Source organism: Nocardia sp. NPDC058640 (assembly GCF_042716995.1).
In the GTDB taxonomy this organism is placed as follows: domain Bacteria; phylum Actinomycetota; class Actinomycetes; order Mycobacteriales; family Mycobacteriaceae; genus Nocardia.
This window is the reverse complement of sequence record NZ_JBHXRG010000011.1, coordinates 73645-85729: the sequence shown is the minus strand read 5'-3', so window position 1 is coordinate 85729 and position 12085 is coordinate 73645. Positions and strand designations below refer to the sequence as shown.

11 protein-coding genes are annotated in these 12085 nt (G+C 66.4%); all 11 read right to left on the bottom strand.

Features of this window, described 5'->3' with window-relative positions:
* Nucleotides 1–27: 27 nt before the first annotated feature.
* The 11 genes from ACFWU5_RS15270 to ACFWU5_RS15220 all read right to left on the bottom strand — a co-directional run bounded on the left by ACFWU5_RS15270 (nucleotide 28) and on the right by ACFWU5_RS15220 (nucleotide 12031).
* Nucleotides 28–1089 carry an alpha/beta hydrolase gene (locus ACFWU5_RS15270; RefSeq protein WP_379267590.1) on the bottom strand — a complete coding sequence of 354 codons (1062 nt, stop codon included), beginning with the start codon at nucleotides 1087–1089 and terminating at the stop codon, nucleotides 28–30.
* Between the two features lie 304 nt (nucleotides 1090–1393).
* On the bottom strand, nucleotides 1394–2464 hold the full coding sequence (locus tag ACFWU5_RS15265; RefSeq protein WP_379246192.1) for an alpha/beta hydrolase: 1071 nt from the start codon (nucleotides 2462–2464) through the stop codon (nucleotides 1394–1396).
* Nucleotides 2465–2653: 189 nt separating this feature from the next.
* A complete protein-coding gene (zomB, locus tag ACFWU5_RS15260) occupies nucleotides 2654–4549 on the bottom strand; it encodes a flagellar motor control protein ZomB (protein ID WP_379267622.1) in 1896 nt (631 codons plus the stop codon).
* A gap of 4 nt (nucleotides 4550–4553) precedes the next feature.
* Entirely contained in the window at nucleotides 4554–5486 is a 933-nt protein-coding gene (locus ACFWU5_RS15255) for a decaprenyl-phosphate phosphoribosyltransferase (RefSeq protein ID WP_379267589.1), read from the bottom strand.
* Nucleotides 5487–5512: 26 nt separating this feature from the next.
* Entirely contained in the window at nucleotides 5513–6070 is a 558-nt protein-coding gene (locus ACFWU5_RS15250) for a phosphatase PAP2 family protein (protein ID WP_379246356.1), read from the bottom strand.
* 26 nt (nucleotides 6071–6096) lie between these two features.
* Nucleotides 6097–8022, bottom strand: a complete 1926-nt coding sequence (locus tag ACFWU5_RS15245; protein ID WP_379267588.1) for a glycosyltransferase — start codon at nucleotides 8020–8022, stop codon at nucleotides 6097–6099.
* Complete coding sequence (gene glf, locus ACFWU5_RS15240; RefSeq protein WP_379267587.1) at nucleotides 8019–9257, bottom strand: UDP-galactopyranose mutase; 1239 nt, start codon at nucleotides 9255–9257, stop codon at nucleotides 8019–8021. Before glf ends, ACFWU5_RS15245 begins: the two co-directional genes overlap by 4 nt.
* Before the next feature lie 146 nt (nucleotides 9258–9403).
* A complete protein-coding gene (locus tag ACFWU5_RS15235) occupies nucleotides 9404–10036 on the bottom strand; it encodes a hypothetical protein (RefSeq protein ID WP_379267586.1) in 633 nt (210 codons plus the stop codon).
* A 78-nt stretch (nucleotides 10037–10114) separates the two neighbouring features.
* Entirely contained in the window at nucleotides 10115–10660 is a 546-nt protein-coding gene (locus ACFWU5_RS15230; protein ID WP_379246179.1) for a hypothetical protein, read from the bottom strand.
* Between the two features lie 45 nt (nucleotides 10661–10705).
* A complete protein-coding gene (locus tag ACFWU5_RS15225) occupies nucleotides 10706–11101 on the bottom strand; it encodes a hypothetical protein (RefSeq protein ID WP_379246177.1) in 396 nt (131 codons plus the stop codon).
* 171 nt (nucleotides 11102–11272) lie between these two features.
* Nucleotides 11273–12031, bottom strand: coding sequence for a MerR family transcriptional regulator (locus ACFWU5_RS15220; protein ID WP_379267585.1), 759 nt, complete (start codon nucleotides 12029–12031; stop codon nucleotides 11273–11275).
* Between the last annotated feature and the right edge of the window lie 54 nt (nucleotides 12032–12085).

Here is a 12085-nt window from a genome sequence, read left to right as displayed (position 1 = left end):
CTGGGCTTGTTATATGCCCCGAAACGGCTAGCCGATGTTGTTGGACAAATCCGGGATCATCCGCAGGGCCTCGTCGGTCCAGTTGTTCCAGGCGTGGATGCCGAAGGCCGGGTAGGAGTAGTGCACGTTGCGGGCGCCCAGCGTGGCCATTCTGACTTCGAACGAGCGAGTGTTGGCCAGGGCGAGGGCTTCCAGGGCCATGCCGTTGACGGTGCCCATGTGCGGGCCGTCGGAGTTGGTCGGCAGGCCTGAGGCGGCCGCGATCCACAGGCGGGTGTTGTTGCCTACCAAGTTGGGGGCGAACACGAACGGGTCCATCCGCAGCCACTGTGGGCCCCACGGCGGTGCCATGGAGTCCACGTTGTAGCCGCCCGCGTCGAGCATCGCGATGCGGATGGCCTCGCGCATGGCGGGGGCGGAGATGTTCAGGTAGCCCGAATACGCACCGGCGAAGGAGAATTGGTCGGGGTGGTAGGCGGCCAGGGTGAGCGCGGCCGAGCCGCCCATCGACAGGCCGAACACGCCGTTGCGGTGGCGGCTGAAGCCCTCGCGGCCCGCCAGTGCGTTGGGTAGGTCGTTGGTGAGGAACGATTCCCACTGGTACCGGTAGCTCTTGCCGGGGCCACCCGACAGGGCGTTGCTCGCGCCCGAACCCGAGTTGGGGGCGCCCTGGCCGGGAATGCCGAAGAATTCGCTGGGCGCGTTCCAGTCGGCGTAGAAGCTGGACATGCCGCCCACGGGCATCACCACGTTGATATTGGCCGCGGCCAGCGCGTTGGGGATATCGGTTTCGATCTCCCAGCCGTTGAGGTGCTCGGGCGCGCGCATGCCGTCGAGAACGTAGACGACTCGCTCGCGATTGCCGTCGGCGGCGCGCAGGATGCGCGACTTGATCGGGCCCATCCCCGAATCGACCCAGAAGTCATAGGCATTGCCGTTGAATCCGGCAGTGGCGGGGGTGATCCCCCCGGTGACGGCGGTCGCGATCGGAACCAGCAGGGCCATGGATACGCCCGCGGCCAAGCGCCGAGCCCAGGAACCAGAGGCTGCGGTCTTGCTCGACCCACGCGTGCGGCGCAGTGTTCGCATTCGACTAGACCTTTCTCGCGGACCGAACGCGCAAACCCCGAGCTACGCAATCGGAACCCTCAACGGACGTCGATCAGAACCAATCCAGGGCAAAACGGACGATTCAACCTCGACGCATGCTCACTGTGTATCAATCGGTGACGAATGCTCTACATGTTGCTGGAAAGTGACCCGAAGCACAACTCTCGGTTATCCACCGCCCATGATTCGTCACCGACCATGCTTCGGATCGTGACGGAAATGCAGAAAACCGCCCGGTGCTGACGAGGCACCGAGCGGTTTTCAGGGGTCTAGCGGGGTTTACTTAACCGATGTTCGCCGAGAGGTCCGGGATCATGCGGTAGACCTCGGCCTCCCAGTTGCGCCAGTTGTGCACGCCGGTGATCGGGAAATCGAAGTGGGCGTTGCCGCCGCCGAGGGTGGCCATGCGGACCTGGAACGCGCGGCTGTTCGCCATCGCGAGCAGTTCCAGCGGCACGCCCTGGATGATTTCCATCGGGTTGGACACATCGCCGGCGCCGGGGATACCGGCCGCGGCGGAGACCCACACGCGGGTGCCGTTGGCGACCAGACGCGGCGCGAACACGAACGGATCCATGTGGAACCACTGCTGGCCCCACGGCGGTGCCATCGCGTCGATGTTGAAGCCGCCCGCGGACAGCATCGCCACGCGCATGGCTTCACGCATACCGGGTGCGGAGATGTTCAGGTAGCCGGAGAACGAGCCCGCGAAGCTGAACTGGTCGGGGTGGTACGCGGCCAGAGTCAGGGCGGCGGAGCCACCCATCGACAGGCCGAACACGCCGTTGTTGTTGGGGTTGAAACCCAGTCGAGCCGACAGCGCGTTGCGCAGGTGGCTGGTGAGGAAGGTTTCCCACTTGTAGGTGTTCTTCTTGCCTGCCACCTGGGCGGGCGCGATCGACGAGCCGGTCATCGCGGAGCCGGTCGCGGCAGAGCCGGTCGAGCTACCGCCCGAACCGGCGTCGATGCCGAAGAAGCTGCTCGGCGCGTTCCAGTCGGCGTAGAAGCTGGACTGGCCGCCGACGGGCATCACGACGTTGATGTTGGCGTCGGTCAGCGCGCGGGCGACGTTGGTGTCTTTTTCCCACCCGTTGAGGTCGTCCTGCGCACGCTGGCCGTCCAGCGCGTAGACCACGCGATTGGTGTTGCCATCCGCCGCGCGGAAGATCCGCGACTTGATCGGGCCCATCTCCGAATCGACCCAGAAGTCGAAAGCACTGGGATCGAAGGCCGCCGTCGCGGTACCGGTGGGACCAGCCACCATGGCACCGACCGGGAGCACTACTGCCAGGGAGAGAAGCACCGATCGTTTGAGCCAGCCGGCTCCCCGGGCTCTGAGACGTCCGCCACGCATTCTGTTATGGGCCTTTCCTCATGCGGTTCGCGCGGAACCGCTGTTGCAATGACCGCCGACTGTTTACCGGCACACCAGTGCGCCGACGGGCCGTTCCTCTCAGAGACCATATCGCTACATCGATAGCCTGGCGTTACCGAAAAGTGATTTAGCGGTGTACGCCACTATAAAATCCCAGGCGGAAGGGTTTCAGCGAGGCGGTTGCGGGAACGGGTCGACCAGGCCGCAGCGCTGGATTTCGTACTTGGGGACCCGGTCGATGCGGTATTTCGCGAAGGTCATGGCGTTGCGGAGGTTGTGTTTGAACCGGTCGAACGTCATCGGGTCGCGGGTGGACACCATCAGCGCCTGGGTGGCCGGGCACGACATCGCGGTGCGGGCCTGGGTGACCCAGTCCTCGTCCATGTACCAGGGCAGCCACGGGTGGATGCCGACCATGCCCGAGTCGGCCACCACCCAGTCCGGGTACAGCGCCTTGTCGTGGCCGATGCGGCCGTCGGCCAGGCGATCCGAGTGCGCGGCCAGCGGGTAGGCCAGGCCCATCGGGTCGATCACGCGCACGCTCAGCGGCACGTTCATGCTGGTCATGCCCAGATTCAGGAAGTAGACCGTGTGGCCGGAACCGCCCTCGGGGATCGGTTCCGGCGGCGGGTCGAGGTACCAGAACGTGAACGAGGGCGAGTTCAGCAGCAGCCCGCCCTTGGGGTTGGCGGCGATGTCGTTGACCATGGCGCGCATGCGCGGGTAGTCGAGGTAGTCCTCGGCCAGGATCGGGTGGTCCTTGCCGGTGTTGAGCACGTAGTAGATGCGTTCGTCGACGATGCCCGACGAGCGGATCTTGGTTCCGGCGGTGATCGCGGTGGTGCTCGCCGCGTACAGCGACCAGCCCGCGGTGCCCAGCAGCGCGACCAGCAGCACCAGCACCGACCAGTCGGACCTGCGGAAATGCAGCGGGATCGGGACCACGGCCACCGGCAGCAGCAGCAGGAACAGCTGGGTGAGCAGCATGCGCCCGTGCATGAAGTCACCGCCCACGCGCACCGCGTAGACAGTGAGCAGCAGACCCGCGCCGAGCACCATCACGACAACCGCACTGGGCGAACGCAGCCACGCGCGGATTCCGGCCACCGACAACGTCGGCAACGCGAACCCACGCGAGATCCCCGCGATCACCCCGGCGATCAACAGCACGACCAGCGGAATCCACAGGTAGTACGGGCCGACCAGGTCCCACAGATACGTGAAACCCTGACTCCACTTGGCCCCGCCCGCGTCCTTGGCGACCGCGGTGTTCGGGTAGGGCAGGCCGTAGTAGCCCATCCGCCAGATCTGGTAGCAGATCGGCACGACCCCGGCCACGAACACGATCAGCGCGCGCAGCACGATCGGTCCGAACCGGAACGCGGGCATCGGCGCGAGGAAGATCATTCCCAGCGCGAGCACGCCGATCAGCGTGGCCTCGGGGCGAACCAGCGGCGCGAGACCGGCCAGGAAGACCAGCCCCAACAGCGACGGCACGCGAACCACGGCGGCCTGACTCCAGCGGATCATCATCCACCACAGCAGCCCGACCCAGCAGATCACCAGGCCGCTCTCCAGCCCGGAGGTGGCGTAGTCGCGCGCGGGCGGCAGCGCGATGTACACCAGCACGCCCGCCGGAATCAGCAGCTGACCGGCGGTTCCGCCCCACAGCCGGGCGGTGCCCAGCATCGCGAACGCCACCGCGAGCACCGACACCACCAGCGACACCCCGAGCACCACGTACTCGAGGCGGGCCTGGGTGAGCCAGGAGAAGAACCAGATCAGGTAGGTCCAGGCGGTGCTGGTGTTGGCTTCGACCCGCTCGTCCATGTTGAACACGGGGCCGTTGCCCGCGAGCAGGTTGCGGACCGTGCGCAGCACGATCAGGCCGTCATCGGCGATCCAGCGACGCTGCCACGCACCGAAGGTGAACAGCGCGGCGGTGAGCACGACCCCACCGACGAAGGTGGCGCGGGACAGCACCGAGGTACGTAGGTCCCTACGCGCGGATTCTTCGTCGCGTAGAGGCTCGTATTCGGTGGAATCCTGCTCCGCTACCAACATCTCGTCAGGTGAGATAGACAGCGACACCTACCGCTCCGATCCAGGCAATAGCGAGGAACTGCAGGATGCGGTCCCCCAACGCGATCTCTTCGGGTTCACCGGCCTCGCCACCATCGACGTCGACCGCGTAACGCAGGATTGCGATGGTAAACGGGATCATCGAGATCGAGTACCACTGGGTGTCTCGAGCGGAGTCCTGCTGGAAGGCCCACAGGCCGTAGAAGACCACGACGGCGGTGGCTGCCAGCGTCCAGATGAAGCGCAGGTAGGTCGGGGTGTAGTACTCGAGCGACTTGCGGATCTTGGCGCCGGTGTCGAGTGCGTACTGCAGTTCGGCGTAGCGCTTGCCCGCCGCCATGAACAGCGAACCGAACGCCATGATCAGCAGGAACCACTGCGACAGCGCGATATCGGCGGCCGCGCCACCGGCGACCGCGCGCAGCAGGAAGCCCGACGACACGATGCAGATGTCGAGCACGGCCTGGTGCTTGAGGCCGAGGCAGTAGGCGAGCTGGATGACGATGTAGACCACCATCACCACGGCAAGGTGCCACGATGCCAACAACGATCCGGCGATCGAACCGATCAGCAGCACCGCCGACAACGCGTAAGCCAGCTTGACAGGAAGCACGCCCGCCGCGATCGGCCGGAAGCGCTTGGTGGGGTGCGCGCGGTCGGCTTCGACGTCGAGGGCGTCGTTGACCAGGTAGATGCCCGACGCGGCCATGCAGAACACGATGAACGCGATCGCGACGTTGAGCAGGATGCCCGCGTCACCGACCGCTTCGGGGCCAACAGCCAGCGGTGCGGCGAGCACCAGGACGTTCTTGACCCACTGACGTGGGCGCATGGCCTTGATGACACCGCCGAGCAGCGTCTTCGGCGGGCCCTTCACGGCACCCTCGTCGAGGACGGCGGCGGACGGTTCTTCGCTCATCTCAGCCAGGGTTCTTTCAGTTGCAGTCACTGTCGGAGTCTCTTTTCAGCGGCTAGCACCGCAGCTGCCGACGCGGCACCCAGTGCGGAACCGGCGATCACGTCGGAAGGGTAATGCACCCCGAGCACAACCCGGGACAGCAGCATCGGCGGGACGATCACCGCAGGCAAGGGTAGCCCGGTGAGGCGACCCAGCAGTACGGCAGCCGCGGTGGTGGAGGTGGCGTGCGAGGACGGGAAGCTCAGCTTGCTCGGCGTTGACACGTTGACCTGCACCGACGGGTCGTTGGGGCGCGGGCGTCGGACGATGCGCTTGATCACGATCGACGCGGCGTGCGCACCGACGGCGCCCACGGCCACCCCGGCCCACTGGCGGCGGCGCGGCTTGTCGACCAGCCAGCCGGCGGCGGCGATGCCGACCCAGCCCAGCGCGTGTTCGCCGAAGTGCGACATGCCGCGGGCGGCGGAGATCACGGCCGGGTTGGTGCCGATGGTGCCCTGCACGGCGTTGAGGATCGCGACCTCGACCGGGACCTCGACGTAGTCGCCGCAGCAGCCTTCACCGCAGCAACCGTCTTCGGCCATCTCGATCTCGGGAACTTCTGACTGGGTCACTTGGCGGTTCCGTTCAGGCCGAAGGTCTTCTCCCACGCCGCCGTGCTGGTGAGCTCGGCGTGCGCGGCCCGGTAGCGCTGCTGCATTTCCGGGAAGCGGGCGGTGAGTTCCTTGCGCAGGCGCAGTGCTTCCTTGAGCAGGTCGCGGGCCTGGCGCGGGTCGCGCTTGCGGTAGACCACGCCACGGCCGTCGGCGGTGGTCACGGTGACACCGTCGACCTGCGAGAGCAGATACCAGCGCGCGTCGAGAGTCGGCACGTTGAGCTGCGGGGTCTCATAGGTGGCCGGGTCGGCCTTGCGGAAGTTGTGCACCACACCCTTGGCCAGGCGGGCGACCTTCGCGAGGGGGTTGCCCGGTTCGCCGACCGCGCCGACGCCGTGGCGGTTGGCCAGCGGCAGTTCGGTGGACGAGGGTACGACGACCGCGTCCGGGAACTGTTTGCGCATGGCGTGGATCTTGCCCAGCGCAGTGGGGAGCAGGTCGAACAGGCCTTCGGGGCCGGCCAGGAAGTCGCGGATCGCCTCGTTCTGAATGGCGACCGTCGAATATTCCAGGCAGAGAAGGTGTTTCAGCGTTGCCTTGACCGTGTTCACGATCATCGGCTTGCCGTCGCCGGGCAGGTACATCGAGGCCACGACCAGGCGGTTGCGCAGGTGGAAGTAGGCCTGCCAGTCGATGGCGTCGTCCTTGTCGGACCAGGCCATGTGCCACACGGCCGCGCCCGGCAGGGTCACCGTCGGGTAGCCGGCTTCGCGGGCGCGCAGGCCGTATTCGGCGTCGTCCCACTTCAGGAACAGCGGCAGCGGCTGACCGATCTCCTCGGCGACCTGACGCGGGATCAGGCAGGTCCACCAGCCGTTGAAGTCGACGTCGATGCGCCGGTGCAGCAGCTTGGAGTTGTCGCGATCCTTGAGCGGGTTCTTGGAGAAGTCGTGGTCGTATTCGACGTTGGGCGCGGCGCCCCACATGAAGATGCCGCGGTCGATGACCTCGCCCATCACGTGGAGGTGCGAACGTTCCTGCAGGTTGAGCATCTGCCCACCGGTCAGCACCGGCGACTTCGCGAACCGCGAGAAGGCCAGGGCGCGCAGGATCGAGTCGGGCTCGATCTCGATGTCGTCGTCCATGTAGGCGATGAATTCGGCGTCGGTGGACTTCAGCGCCTCGTACATGACCCGGCTGTAGCCGCCGGAACCACCGAGGTTGGGCTGGTCGTGGATGGCCAGGCGATCGCCGAGAACGCTTGCGGCTTCGGCGAATCCGGGCTCGTCGACGACCTTGCGGGTGCCCTGGTCGGGGATGATCACCGCGGCGATCTTCTCCAGGACGAGGGGGTCGGAGCCAAGGGCGCCAAGGGTTTTCACCGCGTCGGTGGGGCGGTTGAACGTGGGCATGCCGACCGCGATGGTCCCGGTGCCGGGAGCTTCCTGCGGTGCGTAGTACCCGCCGGACAGCAGCGTGACGGCGGTGTCGGTGGTGATGTCGAACCAGATCCAGCCGCCGTCTTCGAACGGGCCCAGATCGGTTTCGAACTCCACGACGACCGAGTCCGCGCCCTGTGCGACAGCGAATTCCTTGCCCTGCACGTGAATTCGCGAACCGTCGGCCTTGGAGCGGTAGACGTCTGCGCGGCCGTGTCCGGCCAGTTCCAGGCGCAGGACGACCGACTTCAGCACGCTCCACCGACGCCAGTAGCTGGCGGGCAGCGCGTTGAAGTAGGTGCAGAACGACACCTCCGACTCGGCGCCGATCGACAGCGCGGTGCGGCTGGTGGCGTGTGCGCGGCGGGCGTTGGTGGTGGATTCCTCCAGGTAAAGGGTCCGCACGTCCAGGGGCTCGCCCGGGCGCGGCAGGATGACGCGCTGCAGCAGCGAGATGGCGCGGGTTTCGGTGGTCACGTCTTCGAGCATGGCTTTGGTCATGCCTCGTCCACCAGCGGCGCGCCGGATTCCAGGTGCGGACGCAGCACGTTCTCGAACATGGTCAGCGCCGAACCGATCGCCATGTGCATGTCCAGGTACTGGTAGGTGCCCAGACGGCCGCCGAACAGCACCTTCTTGGTGGCGGTTTCCTTCTTGGCGCGCTCGCGGTATGCGAGAAGCTTGGCGCGGTCGTCGGGGGTGTTGATCGGGTAGTACGGCTCGTCGCCGGTCTGCGCCGAGCGGGAGAACTCGCGCATGATGACCGTTTTGTCGGTCGGGTAGTCGCGCTCGGGGTGGAAGTGGCGCGGCTCGATGATGCGGGTGAAGGGGACGTCGGCGTCGTTGTAGTTCATGACGCTGGTGCCCTGGTAGTCACCCTGTTCCAGCACCTCGGTCTCGAAATCGATGGTGCGCCAGCCCAATTCGCCTTCGGCGTAGTCGAAGTAGTGGTCGAGCGGGCCGGTGTAGACCACGGGTGCGTCCGGGTTGGCGGCGACGATCTCGTCGCGCACGTCGAACCAGTCGGTGTTCACCCGCACGTCGATGAGGTCGGAGGCGGCCATGTTCTCGAGCCACTTCGTGTAGCCCTCCTTGGGCAGGCCCTCGAAGGTGTCGTTGAAGTAGCGGTTGTCGAAGTTGTAGCGCACCGGCAGGCGCGTGATGTTGCCCGCGGGCAGTTCGCGCGGGTCGGTCTGCCACTGCTTGGCGGTGTAGTCGCGCACGAACGCCTCGTACAGGGGACGGCCGATCAGCGAGATCGCCTTCTCCTCGAGGTTCTGCGCGTCACCGGTCTCGACCTCGGCGGCCTGCTCGGCGATCAGCGCCTTGGCCTCTTCCGGGGTGAAGTACCGGCCGAAGAACTGCGAGATCAGACCCAGCCCCATCGGGAACTGGTACGCCTGCCCCTTGTGCATCGCGAACACGCGGTGCTGGTACCCGGTGAACTCGGTGAACTGGGTGACGTAATCCCAGACCTTCTTGTTCGACGTGTGGAACAGGTGCGCGCCGTACTTGTGGATCTCGATCCCGGTCTGCGGCTCGGGCTCGGAGTAGGCGTTGCCACCCAGGTGGTAGCGGCGGTCCAGCACCAACACCCGCTTGCCCAGCACATTCGCTGCACGCTCGGCGACGGTCAGCCCGAAGAAACCGGAGCCGACCACGATCAGGTCGTACTGGTTTGCCGGGGCAATGGAATCTGCGTTGACGGATTTACCCGAAGACGATGCGGCGGTCACGGGTGCCCAGCGTATCGGAAGACCGCAAATTGTCCCGGCGGAGTCTGCGACCAGTCTTTGACCTGGGGCTATGCCGTCGGTTCGGCAAGCGGGGTTGTCGGGCGGGCTCGCACCGCTGCCTTCGACGCGAAGAACGGCGCCGGACCTCAGTACTGCGGGTAGGGGTGGTGGCCGGCCCGGCCTGCCCGTATCCAGCGGCCGGTGGATGGGGCGGCTGCCAGGAGCAGGATCAGTAGGGGCGTCGCGCCCACCACGGCCACCCCGAGTAACGCGAAGCCCACCTCCCGGCCTTCGGCATCCATCGGAGTGAGCGCCGCTGAGCCCCCGATGGCGAGCAGGGCGATCGACGACAGAAGTATGAGTAGTACCCGACCGGCGGTCTTGCGTCGGAACAGCAGGATGGAGCCGAGTAGCAACAGCAGGGCGGGCGTCGCGCCGACCATGAGAGCGACCGTCGCCTCCTCGCGACCCGCTTCGTCCGTCGCGCTCGTAGCTTCGGTGCTCAGCAGGAAAGCCAAGCCGAGGCCGAGGCCACCCAGCGAGACCAGCGACAGCAGCAGTGCGATCACCGCGGCGGTGATCGCGGTGCCACCGCCGGGGCGAGGCTGTCCGTAGCCGTATGGGTACGGGGCGTAAGCCGGTGCGCCGTAACCATTTTGGGCGTACGGCTGCTGCCCGTAACCCGGTTGGCCGGCGTACGGGTCCTGCCCGTACCCCGGTTGCGCGTACCCCTGTCCCGCGTACGGGTCGTGGCCCTGTTGGCCGTACGGATACCCCATGGTGTCCCCCTCCTTGCGTGTCGCCGCTGCCTCGTGCCCCGGTTCCGCACCGTCGGCGGCGATGCTGACCTGCTGAAACTATACGTTCGGTCCGACAACACTTTCCAGGCGAGCGCGGGTGTAGGCCGCGGTCCACGGTAGGACCGCGGGCAGCAGTACGAGCGCGCCGAGCACGGTGGCCGAAAGTGCCGCTGCCCAACTGTGATTCACGATCGCTGTCACCGCACCGGGTACCCCACCGAGGCCGATCGGAATCGAACGGATCACCGATTCCTGCGCGAACCAGTGGATTCCGTACCCGGAGTTGTAGTTCACCAGTGTCGCCAACAGGCCGAGCAGGCCCAGACCTATCTGAGCGGAAGCGGCGACGATGATCATCCAGCGGCCGGTGTCGTCGCGACGGGCCAAAAGCACGCCCCCGTAAGCGAATACGAAGGTCGCGACCAGTGCGCCGAGGGTGGCGAACAGGGTCAGCGAATCGTCGAGTTCGCCGGGGTCGCTCACGAACGACCGCACCAGCACCACCGCGCCGACCAGATTCGCCACCGCGGCGAGCCCGGCCAGGCACGCGGCGACGATCGCCGTCACCTCACCACTGTCGGATTTCGTCTCCAGCACGACCATGCTCCGACCGTATCCCGTGCCGCCGCCCGGCGTGGTGCGGCCGCGCTACCGGGTGATGATCCACCGTCGCGTCGGCTCGCTCAGGCCGAGCAGCGCGATCACCACGTTGAGCACGAACCAGAAATCCAGCGGCCCGAACCGCCACCCGTGACTGGCCGCGTTGAGCCCGATCACCAGCAGCGTCGCCCCCGCCATCACCCCCGCCATGGTGAGCAACACCCGCCGACCGACCATCCGCCGCCGCAACAGCAACACCGCCCCCAGCAGATAAACCACCCCCAGCCCACCCACGATCCCGGCCCCCACGTAGTCGAGGTCGATCTCCCGCCCGACCACCCGCAACACCGCGGTCGTCGCCCCGACCGCGATCCCCGCGACACCGACCAGCACCCCGAGCCACCCCGCGATCCGCGCTGTCACCCCCCGCGAAGGCCGCTGCACCTGTTCCACCACTGTCCCCGCTATGTGTCGACGTCGCCGTCAGTTATACGGCGCGATGCCCGTTCGAGCACGCGGTAGGCCGATCGGACGCCCCTGTCACACATTCGTGCGGGTTTCGGCACCCGACGAAACCGCCTCCGGACAGTGATCGTCCGGACGCGGTGGTCACCTCTACGTCGGATTGGCCGCGGCATAAGCGCGGACGGCTTCCAAGATGTACTCGGCAGTCCCCTCGCCGTGCACGTCATAGTTCTTTCGGAAGCGCGGGTCCGCGACGTACATTTCGCCGAGGTTGACCAAGTATTCATTGGTCACCGGCTTGCCCTGCGTGCCGCCGCTGAGCCAGGCGCGGTGGCGGTCGACGATTGCCTGAACTTCGGCGCTGTCGACGGGAAGTTGTGCGGCAGCGGCACTTCCGAAGTCGGCGGCTATGTCGAGTTGGGTCTGCTTGAACGACTGCTTCTCCGCCTCGGTCAACGAACGCCACCAGCGATCGCCGCTGGCGTAGGCGTCCTTGCCCCAACGCTGAGTGACTTCGTCTTTGTACTGTGTGTGGTCGAAACCGTCGAAAACCTCTGCGGCCATGAGGGGTTCACCTCTTTCTGTCTTGTGCAAAGTGGTCGACACCGATTCGATCTGCCGCGCTACCCGATCCTGTTGTTGCCGAAGCAGTTCCAGGTGAGTGCGCAACGCACCGGCGGTGTCCTGTTCCCCGGCGAGGACCTCGGCGATCACGGGGAGCCCGAGGCCGAGTTCGCGCAGCAGCAGGATGCGCTGCAGTCGAACCAGAGCGGTCTGGTCGTAATAGCGGTAGCCGTTGGCGCCGATGCGGGTCGGCTCCAGCAGTCCGAGTTGCCCGTAGTGGCGCAACGTGCGACTGGTGGTTCCCGCGGCTTTCGCGAGGTCCTGAATGGACCATTCACCGACCATGACCTGCTCCTTTCTCGTCGATACCTCCACTGTGCAGGTTGACGCTACGTCAAA